This is a genomic window from Mycobacterium senriense (assembly GCF_019668465.1).
Taxonomy (GTDB): Bacteria; Actinomycetota; Actinomycetes; order Mycobacteriales; family Mycobacteriaceae; genus Mycobacterium; species Mycobacterium senriense.
This window is the reverse complement of sequence record NZ_AP024828.1, coordinates 1888806-1908519: the sequence shown is the minus strand read 5'-3', so window position 1 is coordinate 1908519 and position 19714 is coordinate 1888806. Positions and strand designations below refer to the sequence as shown.

Here is a 19714-nt window from a genome sequence, read left to right as displayed (position 1 = left end):
AGTGGCGCAGGATGGTTCGCCGCTGCGGTCGGCAAATTTCCGTGACATCGCCGGGATCCGTTCCGGGAGGCCGACCATCGGCAGACCCGTGCGACGGGAGGCCGTCCTCCGGTACGGAGGACTCGACGGATACCCGACGACGGGGCTCGGGATCGTCCCAGACACGCTCGTCGAGATTCGAGCGAAATTACTCGGCTAGTACGCGTTGACCAAGAGTCGACGCACCCTGCTCATTGCGCAGACAACCGGTGAAACCCACTGCGGTGAAAGATGATCGGTTGCACCTCGGAGTAAAGAGTGACGCCCAGAACCGAAAGCACCACCATGGTGTGGTCGCCGACACCGACGAGCTCGTGGATCGCCGTCTCCAGCCACGCACTGGTCCCTTCGAGGAACACCGCACCCGTCTCGGCGGTCACCGTGGTTAGCTTCACGAACCGATCGCCGCTCTTGGCCGACAGCAACCGTGCAGCATCCTCGTGATCTTCTGCAAGCAGGCTCAGCCCGAGTCGCGGCCGGGCGACCAGCTTCGGCCAGGTGGTCGACGTGTTCTGTACGAAGAACGCCACCAGCGGTGGATCCAGGGATACCGGCACGAATGTGCTCGCGGCAAATCCCACCGGCTGATCGTCGACTGTCGCGGCCACGGCGACCACCCCCGAGGGAAAGTGGCCATACGCAGCGCGGAGCGAGAGTTGGTCGGTTCCTACACCAGCTGGACCCACCGCGTCACCCCTCTAACCATTTCAACGGATACGCCAATTATTCAACGCTACCGTATTCGCGCGATTTCGGGCGCGGAGCGCGAGGTTCGGGCCGTCACGTCTCAATCCGTGGCTCTACGATTGCCGCCACGCGGGTGGGGCGGCCGCGCAGCACCACCTCCGCGAACTGATACAGCAAGGCTCCGGTCGCGGCGTGGATGATGACGCCGAGCAGCGGGAACTCGATTAACGGGAGGCCAGTCTGGGGATCGCGCGGAAATCGCGGGGTCACCAGCAGATCGGCTAGCGGCACGAAGTACGCGCGAGCGACCTCGCTAGGATTCGGATGAATCGTTGGGTGAGATTCTGCCCAGCACACGATCGTGCTGATGAGATGATCGGAGCGCGTCACATAGTCATCAAGGCGCCCCAACACATCGTGGCGCCCCAACACGATCCCTGTTTCTTCTTCGAGTTCGCGTAGACCTGTGGCAATGACGTCCTCGCCCGGTTCAGACCGCCCGCCCGGCAATGCGTATTGGCCGGGAGCATGACGCAGTCCCGACGCCCGTTCAATGATCCAGATTCCGAATTCCTCGCCCCGACGGTGAACGACAATCACCACGGTTGCTCGTCGCAGCCCGCCGCCGTCGAACGCCCAATGCGAGAAGCGTTGCAGTGCAGCGATGATGGCTTCGCGGGCCACGTTCGAACGCTCTGGTCGAACTTGCCGGCCTGCGCCGTCGACACCGATGTCGGTTGGTGAGTCCGTCACGGCGCAGTCAACGGCGGACCGTACTCCCTCGCGGCCACGTCGTCGATCGTTGTCGGCGGTCGTCCCAGGAGCTGGGTGAGCACGAACGGGTTACCGCGAAACCCGTGGCGGTCGTAGTGGGCGTAGGTGGAGATCATGTCAGCGGCCGCCACCGGGTCTTCAACCGCTCGGGGCGGCAGGGGGCCTCTGGCAACTGGAACCGTGCAGGCATGCAGGTCCCTTCCGCGCGCCCGGCCGAGCGCGCGGACCGCCTCTCGCATCGTCGTGGCGGGACCGGCTAACTCGTAGCCGGCGTAGTCATGCGCACCGGGCTCGAGCAACGTTCGCAAGGCAACTGCAGCCCAGTCATCGAGATCGATGATCGACATGTCGGCGTCGATGTCGAACGGGACCCTCACGGTGCTGTCCTGAGTCGGGCCGAACATCGCAAATACCACCTGCGCGTACATCGACGGTTGCAGGATGGTCCATTTCAGCGAGGAACTCGCGCGCAGCACGCATTCGACACTGGCTTTGCGCTGATGGTTGCGTAGGAAGGGCGTATTCGAGTGCAGCACAGAGTGATAAACGAAACGCTCCACGCCGACGGCTTCGGCCGCCCGAATGGCGTTGATGAGGAATTCGTCCTCGCGAGGATGCAAGGCGGGTGGGATTGCATATACCACAGAGGTATTCGTCAACGCCGAAGCCAAGCTCTCGGGCTCACCCAGGTCCGCGACGACAGGTCTGGGCGCTCCGGCCTCCACCAACCGGGCCGCGCCGATGTCGCTATGGCTGACCACGCGATAGTCGGCCCGCGCAGCGTTGAGGGCGCGGACCAGACGTAGACCGGCCGTGCCGGCCGCACCGATGAGAACGATCTCACTCACCGCACTCCATTCCCCGCTCCGCTAACCGAATGGCCGTGCCGGCAAATCTACGGGGCCGCGTGTGCGCTCGCGTCCGAGTCCCTCACCGTCATCAGGTCAGTCATTTCGAGCATCCGTCGACGGCCCTGAAGGATAGCGGTGCCCGTCGGGATCGTCAACGAATTGGTCAAGAATTGGTCCCCAGCGTAAGCTGCTGATGAACTTGCTGGGTTCCGCATTCGGTAGCCCCAGCGCGACAAGAGCGGGGAGATGGTGAGACCCTCCGACGGCGCCAAGCCTGCTCGCCTCAAGCGGCAACGCTCAGAAGAGAACTCATCGAGTCTGCGTCGAGACCTCGTCGAGCACCGGATGTATGCCACTGCAACCGAATTGTTCGCGCAGCGCGGTTTTGCCGGCACCAGCTTGCAGGACATCGCCGACGCAATGGGCATCACACGGCCTGCGCTCTACTACTACGTCAAGAGTAAGGACGACTTACTGGCTCGACTCATCGCCGAGATCACCGCGGGCAACACCGCACAGATCCGCGAGGTCGCAGAAAACGCGGCCTTGGACCCGGTCGCGAAGCTCTCGAAGATCGCCGAAATCATGGCGCTCAACCGAGCACGGCAACCGTCGCGGTTCGTCCTGCTGGCGCGCTCCGAAGCGGCGCTTCCGACCGATCTGGCCACGATCCACGAAACGACCAAGCGCGCAATGCTGCGCATACTCATCGGCGTGATCCGTGATGGCGTCGACACCGGCCACTTCCGCCACGTGGAGCCGCGGATGGCGGCATTGCAGATCATCGGCATGTGTAACTGGGTCGCGTGGTGGTTTCACAAAGATGACGCGACCAGTGCCGAGATTGTCGCCGCCGATATCGCCGATCTGGCGGTCGCAAGCCTGGTTCGGTCGGGCGAACCGGCAGCTGCCGCCAGCGGCCCCCGCGCGGCGGTGGACCTGTTGCGCCGCGACCTGGACTATCTCGAACGCCTCATCGCTGAATCCGAACAGCCCGAGGCGATTTAGTCTTCGGTCGCCTCGAGGCGTTCGCGAAATACCCGGGTCATCGATCGACAATGGGTTCGACGGCCCGAGGTCGCATGACAGTGTCCAGGATGAGGATTAACTCCCGCCGAGTGGCGGCCGCCCGGTGAGAAAGAAGTGCTGGCTTATGAGTGCCGGCCCAATTTCTACGCTCCACGGCGTGACTGAGGCGGAGTCAATCTCACCCTGCTCCACAGCTGTTCGAAGGATAGAATCGGTCACCGTCAACCGCGGGCCGGATTACAAAATCTACGAAGATGGCGGGCGCCGCGCGCTCGTGTAGAAGCTGAGCGATGACGTTCAGGCCAGGGAACCCGGTCTTGCCCGCCAGCAGATCGCGATGTGCAGTCAACACGACCAGCAGGTTTTCCCGTGCCGACCGGCGGGCGCTGGGTGCAGGCAGCGGAGGTATAGCAGAACCAGTGCAGCGCACGGTAACTCGCGCTTGCTTGCCCATCGACTGTATAGCGAGGCTTTGCCGGTACGTGCTCGGGCCGCAATTCCGCCCATCGTCAGTGCGGTGTATCCGTGATCCGCCAGCTCGGTCAGCGTGGCATCGAGCAGCACTCACTCCAGTACCCAGCCCCCGTTTGCGCCCGTGGCAGGTACTCGCCGACGGGCCGCAACGCAGGCGCTCGCTCATCACCACCCATCCCGGTGCAGGCCTACACGGAGAGACCCCGGCGCGTAGTCTCGAGAACGCAGCCTGCCGGCTCTGGCCCGACGTGGCATTCTCGACCGGCGACGGTCGGGTCAGGCCAGTCGTTTTCCGGGCAACATAGCCGTCGGATTCAACCCTGTCAACGTCTACGTCAATCATTAGTCGTACGAGTAAATCGCTTGGTGGGCATGCGTCTTCAGATCAAACTCGACGGGATCTCTTCGGCGGCCCGGTCCATGCCCACCACAGCCCGATCGCGCAGCGCCTCCTGGCCGTAGTGCGCTCGAGGTATTGGTTGAGCGTCCGCAGCACCTTGATGGCCGGGTCTTCCCACAGCTGGCCGTGCGTATACGCCAGGGTGCGTATGAGATTCTGGTCGGACCCACGAACCGTGGCACCCTAGGTGGCAGCGATGTCCTCCATGATCGTGATTCCAAACCTTGGTAATTCACGCCACACCGACTCACGGATAACCGCTGATATCCATACACTTTGCTGTCGTGAGATGCGTCGCTAAAGCCATCCGCTTGATGGGCGACCGCCGATGTCCCTGGTGTACAGCGCAATTCGCGAGCCCGATAAATTGCGGCCGGAAGCGAGTGGGTACCGCCAAGGGACGCTAAGACTTAGGTCAGCTAGCGCGATTCCTATCTTTTACGGCGGATCCGCCATTTCCACGTCACGAAGATGGGAATTCCGCCATCTTGGATGGGAACCGACAGCAGCTGTCGAGATGCAGGGAAGATTGACAAGACACGCCTGCCTACTTTGACAAAACGTCGGCGTGTCGCGAGAGCTTGCTAATCTTCGCTGCATAACCGCAGTTCAGGCGCCTGCGTACTCACTCGGCGCCCGACGTCGCTGCTGACTTCACATAGACGACGGTTACCCCTTGATTCGTCAGCGACACGCGCCGAAGTCAATACACACTGAAGTCGGGCCTCTGTGGGATGTTGGTTGGCTGCCCACGCGAAGGGCGGCCACACCCGCTGTAAGACATGAAGCAAGGAACCTACGTGGACGCCGGAGAGCAGATAGACGCAGAGCGGCTACAAGATCAGTTAGACCGACTGCAAGAGTTTATGTCGTCCTTAGACGACATAAACGAAACGAATCCGGTTGATTTCTGCGAGAAGGCCTGCGAGGCATGGCAAGTCGTTGCTTTCGCCGAGCCGCCGCCGCCGCCCGCGACACCTGCCATACTAGTGATCCTCTCGGCGTTGCAAGCGTTTACGAATGTGATGACCGCAGCGATGGATGACTACTACGACACTCCAGATGCCAGAGACCGGATGACTCGCGGCGCCCTTCAACAAACCTTAGAGGCGGCCCTGAACACCATCCTCAGCGACGGCCGACGCTGGCTAGCTGAAGGCCTGCCCTCGGCCGAAGAGATCAAGCGCCGCAACACTTCTACGCTCCGTAGCTTGCAGACCGCCAAGGACGCAGCTGACAACAGACGAGCGGAAGAAGATGCTCATGAGGCGGAGATGTCGGCAGATCCTTACGGTGCAATTTTGATCCACCTCGACCCCACCCGTTCTGACGCGCCAATTCTCGAGAAAGTGTGTTCCTTGACAGAAGATGAGGACAAGACCTATCGAGGTGCATACGAGCGGCTTCGGTGCATGGTCGACAGTGAGTTACTCGAGCACATTGAAGACGAGAGCAAGAGGTTCTTTGACCAGCTGATCGCTGTACTCACCGACCTGCGCGACAACCGCATCTCACTGTTTGACGCGGATGCGTGGGATGAACACAGGCGCAAGGTGCGGTCGGCATTGATTTCGTTCACAGCCGCCCTACACATTCACCGCGAACAAACGATGAGGGCAGCCAAAAAGGACTTCGGCCGCGACAGCGAGGAGCTCCGCGCGGTCGAGGCGCTCTTCAGCGAGCTCAGAAAGAAATCGTTCGACTACGGCTGGCTCGAAGAACTGCGGGGCGCGCTGCAGCACGGCGATATCAACGCCTTCAGTTGGGGTTTCGGGGCCTCAATGCAGGGCGAACCCGCTGCCAACGTCTACATGAAGCGGCAATTCGTGCTGGATTTCACGAGGCAGTCAGCGCAGAAGAAGTGGCTGAAACGCCGCGAGTTGGAACAGAGAGACTCCGATCCCAGCGTGCTGGACATGATCAAAGCCGTACAGCCGCTAATGGGCCCGCTCCAGGAGAAGCTGGACAAGCTTTTGTATCCCAACGTGGCTGATGACGTCGCCACGGTTCGCGAATTGCTGAGCCGGTACCCGCACCCGCGAGGACTGCATGTTTTGCAAAACGACGCGGGCTTCACCCGCCGCAATCCGTGGCCGCCGTTTAGCCCTTTAGCCCCGCGCGTACTGCGCTTCGTCTCTACGTACGAGTCCGAAGAGGACTCCGACAACGTGTCTCCGGGAGTCGATGAGGACAACTAGCGCATCGTTTCATTGATATCGCTCTAATCGTGTTGCGTGCGCAGAACGGCAGCCCAAGACGCTCTCGTCGTCCGATCTCCCCGGTGCTCTTGGTTGATGCATAACTCCTGCGGGCCAGAGATGCAGAAAATTACTACTTCTGTGCGACGCCGATAATCCCGACATCTGTCGGCTCGGTCCACTCGCCAACACCGGCTCCAGGTCCCGATCTAGCCGATCGGCGTGTCGACGTGGGGCGAGGTGGCGAAGCTTCTCTCCGCTTCGTCGCGGATCTTAGAACGTACCGTTCGACAGGACTCGGATCTGTTCAGGGTCGACCGCTGCAGGTCGGGCGGTTGCCAGGGTGCACGAGTTGCCAAGAACCTCTCCACCACAATGTCTTTCGAGGGTTCAGCGTGCGCCGCCGCGGCCAGCGCCTGGATCTTGAACGTGGCGGCTGCCTGGCTGATCTGATGCGCGACCGCGATCATTTGCCGTTCAACGGCCACCGAGTCGGTGTCACCCCACAGCACGACCTCGGTTGACCCGCTGTCGATCGCCGCATTGACTCGTGCGCAAACGCGGGGATCACTGCGGTAGAGCTGGACGGAGGTAGCGATGGCCGCCGGCCGCGGATGTTCAGGCGCTTCGAGGGTCGGCTTCAGATCGGCAACATCAGCACCGATGATTTGGAGCGCTCGAATATCGGCGCAGTTGTCGAGCAGCACCGCGGTATCCCAGCCCAGGCAGCGGCGGTCGAACAGCAGGCCGCCTAGGTTGCGAACGACGTCGAGGGTCGTATGCGCCATCGCCTCGATGCGGTAGCGCGACGGGTCGTCATGATCAGCCGAATGTCCGAGTCGCACTGAGAATCCTATTCGTCGGCACGCTGCTCGAGGCGTGGGTAGACGCGGTGGCTTGAGCATCTCGGCGGCGACCGAAACCAATCGTCTGGACCGCACTACCCGCCTTACCTTACAACATGTAAGATAACTTGTCTGGGCGGCGCTTCCCTGGGCAGAAGGTGCGATCCCGTCCTTCTGCAAGCTGTTCTCGGACTAGGACGGAGCAATTGTCATGGAAACCCTTGAATCCAAGGTCGCAGTAGTCACCGGCGCGGCGTCGGGTATCGGATTGGGAATGGCGCGGGCGTTCGGACATCAAGGCATGCGCGTCGTTCTCTCCGACGTGTCCGAGGACGGCCTGAACAAGGCCTTCACCGACCTTCGGTCCGAAGGTATCGAGTGCATCGGCCAGATCGCCGACGTCCGTAGTCTCGAGGCCGTCGAGGCTTTGGCCCGCGCCGCCCTCGACACCTACGGGCAGATACACGTGGTCTGCAACAACGCCGGCGTCGGGGTCTTCGGTCGACAGTGGGAGCTTTCCGAGCAAGATTGGGCCTTGGCCGTCGACGTCTGCTTGTGGGGTGTCATCAACGGTGTGCGGGTGTTCGTGCCGCGAATGCTTGCCTCCGGACTGCCGTGCCACGTGGTGAATACGGCGTCGATGGGAGGGCTGCTCAGCGCTCCTTTCGTCGGTCCATACGCCGCGGCCAAGCACGGCGTCGTTGGCCTGTCGAAGTCCTTGCGTGTCGAACTCGGTGGCACGAATATCGGCGTGACGGTCGTCTGCCCGGGCAACGTGCGCACTAATGTCGCGCGCGCGATGCGTGAGCAGCGCGAGGGCCAGCGCCGTGGCGGCGACGCGGACCTCGACGACTTCTTGGGCTTCCTCGAATCGGGTCTGGAGGACGACAGTGCGATGGACCCAGCCGAGGTCGGCAAGCTTGTCGTGCAGGCCATCAAGGCAAACCAATTCTGGCTGCTTGCCAACGGCGCGCCACAGCTACCCCTGGTCGAGGCCGACTTCGAGGAGATGCGCAGCAGCAGCGCGTCGCTAGTCACCGAATAGCACGCTGGCGCAACACCTCTAGCGAGAACGGGAGATGCCGGGATGAACCTGATCGTGCTGAACAACCCCGCAGAGCTTCCGTGGCAGACCAATCTGTACGACCTCGTGCTGCTGACCATGTTTCTGTCCGAGGTGGTGTACTGCATCGTGCAGTTCCGGCGCGGTCGGCGCATCTACAGCGTGGTGTTGGTGGCCGCCACCATCTACGGGCTGGCGCTTGAGCTCGCCGGGATGGCCACCCTCAACATGTATCACCAGGGCGATTTCGCAGTGATGATCAACTGGCCTGCATTTCCCCTGTGGCAGGGCACCACGATGATGCCCTCCTACGTCTTGATCCTCTACCCGGCGTTCCTGTTCACGGGGTTCAAAGTCATAGAGGCGCTGGGCATTGAAAAGCGTTGGCACGCAGCCATTGTCGGTGGTCTTTTCTTGATCGCACTGGACGCTCCGTACATGATCGAGGGCCCGCTGCGACATGTCCAGTGGTGGGCATGGGACCCGAATTTCAACTACTTCCAGTACTTTGTCGGCTGGCCGCTGGTCGACGTCTGCTGGCAAGGGACGTGGGAGGCCCTGTTTCTGTACGTCATGCTGTGGGCGCTACGGCGGATCGACGGCAGCGAAAACAGTGCAGCGCGATGGTCAAACGCTAAAGCCCTCGGCGCGTTTCCGCCGCTGGCCGCCCTCACGGTGTTGGTGATCGGCCCGTTCCTGCTGGTGCCTGTCACGGGCGTCACCGCGCTCGGCGGCCCCCAGTGGCCCGTCGTCGCGCTGCTGATCGCCGCCTACATTGCGGTTGCTGTGATCGCCTTGCGCACCGCTAGTCCCGCAAGCTCGGTCGAGCCCGTCACGGCGTTCATCGTCTTCGTTTATGTCGGGAGCTTCGCCACGATGGTGATCGAGAACATTGCCCACGAAGGCCGGCTCACCGGATACATCTTGGCGCAGATCATCGCCTTGATCGTGGTGAGCGGGCTGGCGCTGTTCCCCCTGCACGCCCGCCGACGCCGCGGTCAGCAAGCCGTTAGCGCCGTGGCCACCGGGACAGGAGCCGTTGGCGTTCATTGATGCGCCGTCCCGCACCACAATTCGATGTCGAGCAGCTCTCTTATCTTGTGAGTGACGCCTCGTGTCTCGCTCAGGCTGGTGTTGCCTGAGCGAGGGACGGGCGAGCTGCCGTTGGCGCGCTGGGGTCGTCGTAGAACCGCGTGAACCAGCGCCGGAATGCTCCGATCATCCGTTCTTGCGGATTTTGGAATGCCGGGTGCTCCACGTACCGCTTGTTTCCCCAAATCACTAGGTCGGCGTCGATTTGATCGAACACCGCCTCGGAGATGACCGGCATGAGCGCCTCCGCTGCGGCCTCGTCGGTGTTTTCGTCGATACGAATATTGACCATGCAGAGCAAGGTGATTTCCCGCTCGTTGATCGGCGTGATGTACACCCGCGTCAGCTGAGGGATCGGCACCTCTTGTGCCGTCATCGTATTGACCCCCAACCCCGGGCCGTAGGCAAACACGCCGCCTTCGACCGGGATCGCGTCGATACGCACGTCGGGGTCCACAGCTTCGGGCGCCGACCGTGCGCGGTAGGTAAACACGTTTCCGTCTGAACTGACTTCGCTGATCGGTTCGATCATGTGCGATCTGTGGACGAAGTGGAAGTGTGCGAAATCCGTTATGTTCTCCAGGATTTCCTGAGGGTGAGACGTCAGGGTGCGCCGCGTCACCGTGGTGGGCGACCATTGACCGTCATCGAGCAACGGCGGTAGATACCAAGTGGGTTCCCCTTGCCCCCGCCATAGCAGTACGACGCCGTCCTGTTCCACGACCGGCACCGCCCCCGCCCTGATTTTGGGCACGCCCTTGCGGCCGTAGGGCACGGCCAGACAGCTGCCGTCGCCGGCCCACCGCCAACCGTGGAACGGGCATTCGAGGGCCCCGTCTTTGACCGTGCCGCCGAAGCCGAGGTGCGCGCCCATGTGCGGGCAATAGGCGTCCAGGGCCGCGATCGCGCCGTCTTCCGAGCGGAACACGACGAGATCCTGGTCGAACCAGTGCGCAGGTTTCGCCTCTCCCGGCGCAAAGTCGCTCGATTGGCCAATTGCGAACCATCCAAACGGCGACGGCAATGATATTTCGCCCATTACGCACCTCCAATCTGGGAGATAGCTTACGTTCTGTAAGTTAATTTGACAATCACATGCGCCGCTCAGTCACGGACGTGGTACGAACGCTGTTTCGCGAAGGTGCTTGCATGAACGCAGCGCACATCTCGCCGATCATGTACGACGGAGCGTTGGTGTTGCCGCCGGTGACACTCGGCATGATCGAGGCGTCCGCGACTCGCAGGCACTCGATACCGCGCACCCGCAACTGCGGGTCCACCACTGCCCGCTCGTCGCTGCCCATCCGACAGGTGCCGACGGGGTGGTAAGCGGAATGCACGCGATTGGGCAGCTCACGACGCAGCGCGGCCTGGTCCCGATAGTCGGGGCCGGGAGTCAATTCTTCGACCTTGCCCATCGCCGGATGGGCCGCGATGTCGCGGACCATCTCCATGCTTTCCATCAGGAACTCGGTGTCCGCCCGGTCGGTCAGGTAGCCGGGGTCGATGAGCGGAGCGGCCAGCGGGTCGACCGAGGCCAACCGGACTTCGCCGCGACTCTTGGGGTAGATAAGCGTCGGCAGGATGGTGAAGCCCTCACGCAAATCGATCAGGTGCACCTTGTCCTCGTCCTGGTTGGGGACCGGATAGCTCCAGGGCAGGGTATGGATTTGCAGATCTGGGATGCCTTCCGCGAACGAGGTTTTGACGAAACCGACGGCCTCGAAGAGGGCGCGGCCGAACCACGAACTGCCGGGCCGCAACTGTTCCCGGATGATCCCGGAGGCGAAGTGGGTCAGGGTGCCGCGGTGGATCGCGTCCTTGGTGAGGTACGTCATCGGCACGAACAGGTGGTCGTGCAGGTTCTGGCCCACCGGCAGGTCGGCGTTGACGTCGAGGCCGAGGCCGCGCAAATGGCCGGCCGGACCGATGCCCGACAACATCAGAATTTGCGGGGAACCGATGACGCCGCCGGAGACCACGACTTCCTTGCCCGCACGGATGATATGGCTGCCGCCCTTGGCGTCGATCACCTCGACGCCGACGGCCCGGCCATTTTCGATGACGACCCTCGCGACATGGGCCTTGGTCTGCACCTGCAAAGTCGGCAGCTCGCGGTTGGTGAGATAGCTGCGGGAGGAACTGTAACGCAGACCGTCGCGCACACTCTGCTGGAAGACGCTGATGCCTTCCTGGTCGAAGCCGTTGTAGTCTTCGATAATTGGCGCCTCCAGCGTGGCCGATGCGGCTTCCATAAAGTGGTGGGAAGCGGGGGTGAGGTTACTTTGCCGGGTGACCTCGACCGGGCCGCCCACGCCGCGCACGTCGCTGGCCCCGCCTTCCCAGTTCTCCAGCCGCTTGTAGGTGGCCAGCACCTTCTCCCACTCCCAGCCTCCGCAGCCCTCGGCCGCCCAGGATTGGTAGTTGGCCTTGTTGCCGCGCACGAACAACATGCCGTTGATCGAGCTGGAGCCGCCAAGCACCTTGCCGCGCGGCACCGGGATCGTGCGGTCGTTGGCGAACTTCTGGGGAACCGAGTACTGCTTCCAACACACCCGTGCCTTCAGCCGCGGCACGGTCGACACCAGGGAAACCAGACCCGGCACCGTGACCAGGCGGGTGTTGTCCTTGCGACCGGCCTCGAGCAGGATCACACTCGCGCCGCGCTCGGCAAGCCTGCTTGCCACGATTACACCCGCGCTGCCCGCACCGACCACGACATAGTCGGCCTCGAGGGACATAGTTCTCGCGCTGCGCAACACGTTACGGCCCGACGGTTTCGGTGGGCGTAAAGACGACCGGCATCGCCTCGATGCCGCTGATGAAGTTCGCCGGCCGCAGCGGCAGCGCTTCGTCACTGGCCAAGCGCAGGTCGGGCAAGCGCTCGATGAGCTGGCGCGTCATCAGCGATATCTCCAGACGCGCCAGCTGGTTTCCCATGCAGAAGTGGGGGCCAAATCCGAACGCCAGATGATTGTTTGGCCGTCGCTCGATGTCGAATTTCTCGGGATTGTCGAACTGCTGCTCGTCGAAGTTGGCCGACTCGAACAGCAGCATGATCTTTTCGCCCGAGTTAAGGGCGGTGCCGTGAAACTCCGCGTCGGCGGTCAACTTGCGGCACATGTTCTTCACCGGTGAGGTCCAACGCAGCATCTCCTCGACAGCGGTGGGCAGCAGCGCGTCGGTGTCGCGGCGCAGCCGGTCGTAGGAATCGTGATGGCGCAGCAGCTGTTCGGTGCCACCTGTCAGTACGTGCCGCGTCGTCTCGTCGCCGCCCAGCAGGATCAGCAGCGTTTCCATGACGATGTCCTCGTCCGTCAGCTTCTCGCCGTCGACCACCGCGTGGGTGAGCACGCTGATCAAATCGTCGGTCGGCTCCGCGCGGCGCCGCGCAATCATGTCGCGAGTGAACTCGTTGAAGGCGACGAACGCATTCAACGACGCCTCCACGTCGACGTCGAACACCCTTGAGGTCAGCGTGGTCATCAAGACGTCGGACCACGCCAACAAGGTTGCATGATCATCGGGCAGCACACCGAGCATGTCCCCGATGACCGCCATCGGCAGCGGCCGTGCCAGGTCACGAACGAAGTCGCACGCCCCCTGCTCACAGACCGAGTCGATGAGGGTGTCGCACAGGCTGCGGATCGAATCGGTCAGATTGTGGACGCGCCCGTGCGTGAAGCCGGTGTTGACCAATTTGCGGCGCCGCAGGTGCAGCGGGTCGTCCATGTCGATCATCGCCGGCACGGTCGGCTCGTGATCGGGCCGAGTACCGCCGGTGTTGGAAAACAGATCGGGGCGGCGCGCGGTTTCGATCACTGCGCGATGGGTGGCAACTCCCGCCAGGCCGTTGCGATCCCGAAACACCGGCTCGTTCTCCCGCATCCACTGGTAGGCCTGCCGGGAACGGCCGGCATAGAATTCGCCGTCGATGAAGTCGAGGTCCGGTCGTGTCGAGAGGTCGAAATCGATACTCAAGGGTTGCTCCTATCGCGGGCTGTCGAAATCAGCGATCAGTGCCGGTCATTGGTTCACGCCGGCGCATCTTCGGCCAGCTTCGCCAGGGCGGCGCGGGCTAGCTCCGGGTTGGCATATCCCCGCCAGGACGCGATCTTGCCGTCGCGGAACCCCATCACGCCGATGTACTGGTTCTCGTAGACGACCGACTTGTGGCGATACATCCCGTCAACGAGCCACTGCGCGACGAGGACGTTGGGATCGACGAGGTCGTAGATGTGGGTGATGGTGAGTTCCAGCTTCTCGAACATCGCGAACATCATCGACAGCAGTTGAAGAAAGCTGTCACGATCCCCGTCGGGCACATCCGATTCGAAGGGGAGCACGAAATCCACCGACTCGTTCAGTTCGGCCCCGACCGCGTCGATGTCATGGGCAGAGATAGCTTTCATCGCCCGCCGCAGCGTCTCCTTGTTCGCCTCGCGCGTGGTTGCGCCGTCAAGAGTCATGTCGTGATCTTTCTGCGGGGTGTCCTCAATTCGTGAATGAGGTTGTGCTTTACGCACTCTGGCCTATGCCGGATTCGTGTTGTACCACCGGTCACACCAGTTATGTTACATCATGTAAGCTAACTCGCTAGATCGCTGGCGCAGGCTGGCGTCCTCGCACAAGACGTCCGGGCCGAGCGTCGGTGGGTTTGCCGTCTCGGGCGATGATCTCGCCGGCCACGATGGTGGCGACATAGCCGTCCGCGGTCTGGTCCAACCGCCGGCCGCCGGCCGGAAGGTCGTAGACGACCACGGGTTTGTGCAGGCGAAGCGCGTCGGCGTCGATCACATTGAGGTCAGCCTTGTAGCCCACGGCGATGCGCCCACGGTCGAGCAGCCCGCCGACACGGGCGGGGACCGAGGTCAGCTCGCGTACCGCGTCGGCGACACTGAGCCGACCGGTGGCGCGATCGCGCACCCAGTGCGTCAGCAGGTGCGTCGGGAAGCTCGCGTCGCAGACCAAGCCATAGTGCGCACCGCCGTCGCCCAGCCCCAGCACGACGTCCTCGCGCCGAATGAGCTCGCCAATGGTGTCCAACGAACCATTGCTGTAGTTGCCCAAGGCCAATAGCAACATGGCGTGCCCGTCGTCGTCGAGCAGTCGGTCGTAGGCCTCCTCCAACGGGCTCACCCCACGGGCACGTGCCCGAGCAGCGATGCTCTCCGAGGGATCGGGTTCGTAGTTGGGCGGTTCGCCCAGCGGGAAAATGTAATCCCAGGCTTGCATCATGAAGAACAACGGAGGTCCATCCGGGATCGGGGAATCGCCCAGGATGCGTTGTCGCACTTCCGGTTTACGCATCTCCGTGACCCGCTCAGCCACCGATAGATCAGCGATCTGGCGGTAGCTGGGAAACAGCACGAAGGGGTTGGCCGTCAGCTGTAGACCGAGCACCACGCCGATCGGGCGCGAGAAGATCTGAGCGGTGATCTGCCCGCCGGCGGCGTTGGCGTTTTCCACCATCCGCAATGCGTCCAGGTAATAGGGTTCACCGCCATTGCCGACCGCCAGCGAAAACGTCACCGGAAGGCCCACATCGGCGGCCACACCAAACACGTTCTGCAACACCGGTTCATAGTCGCCGGCCACAATATCGGGAACGAACTGGATCAGCCCCCCGCCAGCGTCCTTGACACCGCGCGCGATCGCCTCGATCTCCTCGCGCCCAGCGTCATAACTCGGGATCGGGCGCCCGCTCTCGGTCTTGTGAATGACCAACCGTGACGAGGCGAATCCAAGCGCACCCGCGTCCACCGCTTCGGCGGCCAGTTTCCGCATCTGGGTCAGATCCTCATGGGTGGGGGGTTCAAGGTCAGCACCGCGCTGGCCCATCACATACACCCGGAGCGGCGAATGTGGCAGCAGCGCAGCCACATCGATGTCACGCGCACGCGCCTCGATCGCGTCGAGGTATTCCGGGAACGTCTCCCACGTCCACGGCAACCCGTCGACCATCACCACACCAGGGATATCCTCCACCCCGGCCATCAGATCGACCAACACATCGTGGTCGGCCTTGCGGCACGGCGCGAACCCGACACCGCAGTTACCCATCACCGCGGTCGTGACGCCATGCGCAGAAGACGGCGTCATCCGGTCGCTCCACGATGCCTGCCCGTCGTAATGAGTATGCAAATCAATAAATCCCGGAGTCACCAACAACCCGGTCGCATCGATCTCATCCGTGGCATTCCCGCTCACACCACCAACGGCAACGATGACCCCACCACGTATTGCGACATCGCCCCGATAGGGCTGACTACCCAGACCATCAACGATGGTGCCGTTGCGAATCAACAGGTCGTAGTTCATCGGCATGGTCTCCTCGTATAGCGCTGTGCAGCTACGCTTTTAACACCGCGGGCTCACGCGGCGACTTTGTAAAGCTTTGCAGCGTTCTCGAACAACAGCTTTCGCCGTATGTCTTCAGGCAACTGTCCCATCGCTGAGTCGATGTACACCCCGGCTGTCGTGGCTGGGGTCTGCGGACTGGGGTGCTGGCTGGTGGGGTGGGGAAAGTCAGTTTCGAACAACATGTTGTCGGGGTATGCCAGCACGGCCGGCGTCAGCACGTCCTGTTCGTACCAGAAGCAGCCAAAGATCTGGCGTCGGAAGTATTCCGAAGGCAACAGATCGTATTCGGGGTGTTCGACGGCCACGCCGCCGTTCCGCCACTGCCAGTCCGCCGCCTCCAAGAAGGCAGGGATCATCCCGACGCCGCTTTCGACCGACACGAAGTTCAGATCCGGGAATCGGTGACACACTCCGCCGTTGATGAGGTCGGCCATGCAGCGAAGGTTGTCCGCGAACATCGTCGATGACACGCGGGAGAAGTTGGCGCGAAAGCCCATCTCCATTCCAGTCATGAACAGGTCCACAATCCGGCCGCCGCCGATGTGGAAGTTCACGGTCACTCCGGCATCACGCGCGACGGTCCAGATCGGGTCCCAGTGCCGGTCCCACAACGGGGGTTGGCCGTGCACCTGGGGGCAGTTGACAAAGTTCACCCCGCGATGGCCGTTTCCGAGACAGCGTTCGATCTCGGCGACGGACGCTTCGACGTCCCAAAAGGGCACCGAGACGATCGGCAGCAACCGGTCGGGCGCCACCGACGCGAAGTCGGTCTGGAAGTCGTTGAACGCCTTCACGCAATCCAGTGCGAATTGGCGGTCGTCGACATCGAGCCATACCGCTGCGCCGAATCCGCCCACGTTGGGGTAAAGCACGTGGGCGCGGATGCCCTGTTCGTCCATGAATGCCACGCGGGTCTTGGCGTCCCAGGCCGCCGGGTGCATGTCGGCGTAGGTTGGCGGCCCGTCGGGCACAGTTCCATCAAAGCCGGCCATTGCGGTGTTGCCGGGTCGGGAGAACGGCCGTCCGTCGATGACCCAGGTGTCCCACCCCTCGATGCGCTCGATGTGAGGGATTCGGTCGCCGTACTTCGACGGCATCCGGGCAGTCCATGTGTCGGGGGGCTCGGTGATGTGGGTGTCTACATCGATGACGGTGTAATTCGACAGCAACATTGCTTGCTCCTACCTGGTTTCGCGTTCCGAGGTAGTAAACAACATTTATTACTACATTGACAAGGTGTGCGGTTCACGAGGACGGTCATCGATCGCGGAAGACTCGGGTGGATTCGCCTAGGTGAGGAGCCGCGAGCACTACGCGGTGATTGCTCCCAGAAACATGTCGACCAGGTTGCGGCGGAACAGCTCGTCATCGACGATCTGTTCATGCCGTGTCCGGGCGGCGCGCAACGCAGCGGCATGAACGAAGCTGTTGGTGGCAACCGCTATACGCTCCCACAACAATGGCTCCGGTATTGCCGGAAAGTGTTGGTGGAAAAGCTCATACGACTTATAGGTCCCAGTATCACCGACCAAGTCGAGAATCTCCTGGAACGTCAAAGAGTGATCGTCGAGGAGCTGGCTGAGGAATCTCACAACCAATTTCTGATGTCCTGATCCGGTCGCCATTTCGGCAAACGGCAAAACGAAGACCGCAGCGACCGACCACGGATCGTCGCTACCCGCGAGCAGCTCCTTGCGTCTTGCGACAAGCGCGGGTAATTCCCGCTCCAAAAGCGCACGCAAGAGCCCTGCCCTGTCGCGGAAGTGGTATTGCAGGGCCGCGGTGTTGCTTTGGCCCGCGGCGATCCGTATTTCCCGCATCGTGCTTCCGCTGATGCCCCGCTCTGCAAAGAGCCGAAGCGCAGCGTCGAGCAGTTTGCGGCGGGCGGGTTCGGGACTGCGCGGCACGCAAAGAGCGTACGGCTCAGCAATGGCACGCGTGTCTAGGGCCGTATTTCGTAGTCTTGCGGGTTGGGGCGGCTGGTCCACTTCCAGTAGTCGACGATCCGCGACCCGTACAAGGTGGGAACGGCGCCCGTGGAATTCCGGTAGTAGCTAGCAACTTTCGGATGGGTATACACCATCTTCTGGAGTCTGTCCTGATTACGCCGGTGGTAATCCTCGCAGACGTCGGCACGCGGGACCGCCGACCTGCCGTTTGCAGTGAGCACCATGTCGATGCACCCCAGCACATAACGCATCTGGCACTCGGAGTTGTAGATGATGCTGGTCCCGTTCACCGCGTTGGTACCGGGGCCATACATGCAGTAAAAGTTCGGGAAGCCCGGCACGGTAACACCGAGGTAGGCGTACGCGGCATCTCCCCACGCCTCGTTGAGCGCCAGCCCGTCCAGGCCGCGCACATTGATCGGCCCGAGTTGGTGGTTGACGTCGAACCCGGTGGCCCACACCAGCACGTCGGCGCGACGATGCACGCCATCGACGGTCTTCACCCCGTCACGCGTGATCTCGGCGATCCCGTCGGTGATCAATTCGACGTCGTCGCGTTGCAGCGTCTTGAGCCAGGTTCCGTTGTCCTGCAACATCCGTTTGCCCATCGGCGGGTAATCCGGAATCACCTTCGCCAGAAGCTCCTCGTCGTCGGTGAAGGACCGCATCCAGGCGATGAACATCTCGCGCAGCGCGTGATTGGTCTCGCTGCACGACTTGCCACCGGTGTCCCAGTCGGGATCGATCACCACCCGATCCTGCACGGCGTCGGTGAGAGGCCACCATGACACCAAGCGCAACCAACGTCCGTAGAACGGCAGATGGCGGATCGCCCACTTTGCCCCGTCGCCGATCGCTGCGTGGTAGTTGACGTTAGGGGACATCCATTGGGGGGTGCGCTGGTAGACGTCGACGTGTGCGGTGCGCTCGGCGATCGCCGGGACGAGCTGGAATCCGCTGGCGCCAGCTCCGATCACGGCGACGCGCTTACCGGCGAGATCGACGTCGTCGCGCCAGTCGGCGGTGTGGAAGGCAGGCCCGTCGAACTCGTTGCCGCCCTTGATATCAGGGATCACCGGGTTACTGAACTGGCCGACCGCGCAGATCAGGCCGCGGGCAGTCAGCGTCTCCTCGCCCCCGTCGATCGAGCGGACGGCCACCCGCCAAGTGGCGGACTGGTCGTCCCAGTCGGCGGCAGTGACCTCGGTGGAGAAACGTACGTGGGGCGCGATGTCGTGCCGCGTCATCACCTCGGTGAGGTAGCCAACGATCTCGGGCTGCACCGCGAAGAAGTGCGACCAGAAGTCGTTGGATTCGAACGAATAGGAGTAGTACTGGCTGGGGATATCGACGCGGAGGCCGGGATAGTGGTTGGCCCGCCAGGTTCCGCCGACCCCCGCCTGCCGCTCCACGATCGTGAAGGGCACGCCGGCCTGCTTGAGCTTGATACCGGCCAACAGGCCGGCTTCGCCGCATCCGATCACCACCACGGGGAACTCGCTGCGCTGTTGCGGTGTGGAGGTCAGCCGGGGGCCGCACTGATCGGCGTCGCTGAACCGCAGATCGGCGGCGACGTAATCCACGTACTCCTCGGTGATTTGACCTCCGGAGATGACATCGAACATCACCCGCATTTGGTCGGAGTCGGGGATGAACAGCGGCGGGCACCCGCGATCCCGGTAAGCACGCACCACGTCGAACGCCCGGTCGCGCACCGCCTGCTTGTCCGTCTCGCTCATCGCGCCGTCTAGGTCCATCGCGATGAGCATGGCCGGCCGCGGGAGTTCGTCGAGCAAACCGAGATCACCGGTCATGTGCACCAACGACATCAGCAGCGCAGGCACGCTGGCTTCGTCGATAGCGGTGCGGATGACACCGTCGGCATCGTCGAAAGGCAACCCGATCAGGGCGTTGCCATCTAAAAAGCTGGCGGTGTTGGCACTTCTCACG

The 19714-nt window shown here is 62.5% G+C and carries 17 protein-coding genes; 4 read left to right on the top strand and 13 right to left on the bottom strand.

Translation table 11 applies throughout. From position 1 onward, the window contains the following. Positions 1-230: 230 nt before the first annotated feature. The 3 genes from MTY59_RS09095 to MTY59_RS09085 form a co-directional block, all read right to left on the bottom strand. Positions 231-725, bottom strand: a complete 495-nt coding sequence (locus MTY59_RS09095) for a flavin reductase family protein (RefSeq protein WP_221045359.1) — start codon at positions 723-725, stop codon at positions 231-233. A gap of 94 nt (positions 726-819) precedes the next feature. Beyond that, the gene (locus MTY59_RS09090) at positions 820-1410 is read right to left on the bottom strand and encodes an NUDIX hydrolase (protein ID WP_250160770.1); all 591 of its coding nucleotides are present in this window, start codon (positions 1408-1410) and stop codon (positions 820-822) included. Positions 1411-1475: 65 nt separating this feature from the next. Further along, the gene (locus MTY59_RS09085; RefSeq protein WP_221045357.1) at positions 1476-2348 is read right to left on the bottom strand and encodes an NmrA family NAD(P)-binding protein; all 873 of its coding nucleotides are present in this window, start codon (positions 2346-2348) and stop codon (positions 1476-1478) included. A gap of 249 nt (positions 2349-2597) precedes the next feature. On the opposite strand from MTY59_RS09085, the gene MTY59_RS09080 reads away from it, so the two are divergent. Next, positions 2598-3359: a TetR/AcrR family transcriptional regulator gene (locus tag MTY59_RS09080; protein WP_221045356.1), complete on the top strand. Its 762-nt coding sequence runs from the start codon at positions 2598-2600 to the stop codon at positions 3357-3359. 366 nt (positions 3360-3725) lie between these two features. Here MTY59_RS09080 and MTY59_RS27930 read toward each other — a convergent pair whose 3' ends face one another. After that, complete coding sequence (locus MTY59_RS27930) at positions 3726-3887, bottom strand: hypothetical protein (RefSeq protein ID WP_415822249.1); 162 nt, start codon at positions 3885-3887, stop codon at positions 3726-3728. Positions 3888-5054: 1167 nt separating this feature from the next. On the opposite strand from MTY59_RS27930, the gene MTY59_RS09070 reads away from it, so the two are divergent. After that, a complete protein-coding gene (locus MTY59_RS09070) occupies positions 5055-6452 on the top strand; it encodes a hypothetical protein (protein ID WP_221045355.1) in 1398 nt (465 codons plus the stop codon). A 209-nt stretch (positions 6453-6661) separates the two neighbouring features. Here the strand turns inward: MTY59_RS09070 and MTY59_RS09065 are convergent, their stop codons facing one another. Beyond that, positions 6662-7297, bottom strand: a complete 636-nt coding sequence (locus MTY59_RS09065) for a hypothetical protein (protein ID WP_221045354.1) — start codon at positions 7295-7297, stop codon at positions 6662-6664. A gap of 211 nt (positions 7298-7508) precedes the next feature. Here MTY59_RS09065 and MTY59_RS09060 point away from each other — a divergent pair, with 211 nt between their 5' ends. Both MTY59_RS09060 and MTY59_RS09055 read left to right on the top strand, forming a co-directional pair. Beyond that, positions 7509-8342: an SDR family NAD(P)-dependent oxidoreductase gene (locus MTY59_RS09060; protein WP_221045353.1), complete on the top strand. Its 834-nt coding sequence runs from the start codon at positions 7509-7511 to the stop codon at positions 8340-8342. Positions 8343-8384: 42 nt separating this feature from the next. Continuing rightward, a complete protein-coding gene (locus MTY59_RS09055; RefSeq protein WP_221045352.1) occupies positions 8385-9413 on the top strand; it encodes a hypothetical protein in 1029 nt (342 codons plus the stop codon). A 70-nt stretch (positions 9414-9483) separates the two neighbouring features. On the opposite strand, the gene MTY59_RS09050 is transcribed toward MTY59_RS09055, so the two are convergent. From MTY59_RS09050 to MTY59_RS09015, 8 genes are all read right to left on the bottom strand, one after another. After that, positions 9484-10491, bottom strand: coding sequence for a Rieske 2Fe-2S domain-containing protein (locus MTY59_RS09050; RefSeq protein WP_221045351.1), 1008 nt, complete (start codon positions 10489-10491; stop codon positions 9484-9486). Positions 10492-10543: 52 nt separating this feature from the next. Continuing rightward, entirely contained in the window at positions 10544-12193 is a 1650-nt protein-coding gene (locus tag MTY59_RS09045; protein WP_221045350.1) for a GMC family oxidoreductase, read from the bottom strand. A gap of 22 nt (positions 12194-12215) precedes the next feature. Further along, positions 12216-13340 carry a cytochrome P450 gene (locus MTY59_RS09040; RefSeq protein ID WP_221046342.1) on the bottom strand — a complete coding sequence of 375 codons (1125 nt, stop codon included), beginning with the start codon at positions 13338-13340 and terminating at the stop codon, positions 12216-12218. 146 nt (positions 13341-13486) lie between these two features. Then, complete coding sequence (locus tag MTY59_RS09035; protein WP_221045349.1) at positions 13487-13921, bottom strand: nuclear transport factor 2 family protein; 435 nt, start codon at positions 13919-13921, stop codon at positions 13487-13489. 127 nt (positions 13922-14048) lie between these two features. Next, positions 14049-15773: an N-acyl-D-amino-acid deacylase family protein gene (locus tag MTY59_RS09030; protein ID WP_221045348.1), complete on the bottom strand. Its 1725-nt coding sequence runs from the start codon at positions 15771-15773 to the stop codon at positions 14049-14051. Between the two features lie 53 nt (positions 15774-15826). Continuing rightward, complete coding sequence (locus MTY59_RS09025; RefSeq protein WP_221045347.1) at positions 15827-16987, bottom strand: amidohydrolase family protein; 1161 nt, start codon at positions 16985-16987, stop codon at positions 15827-15829. Positions 16988-17125: 138 nt separating this feature from the next. Then, a complete protein-coding gene (locus tag MTY59_RS09020; protein ID WP_221045346.1) occupies positions 17126-17722 on the bottom strand; it encodes a TetR/AcrR family transcriptional regulator in 597 nt (198 codons plus the stop codon). A 35-nt stretch (positions 17723-17757) separates the two neighbouring features. After that, entirely contained in the window at positions 17758-19713 is a 1956-nt protein-coding gene (locus tag MTY59_RS09015; RefSeq protein WP_250160768.1) for a flavin-containing monooxygenase, read from the bottom strand. Between the last annotated feature and the right edge of the window lies 1 nt (position 19714).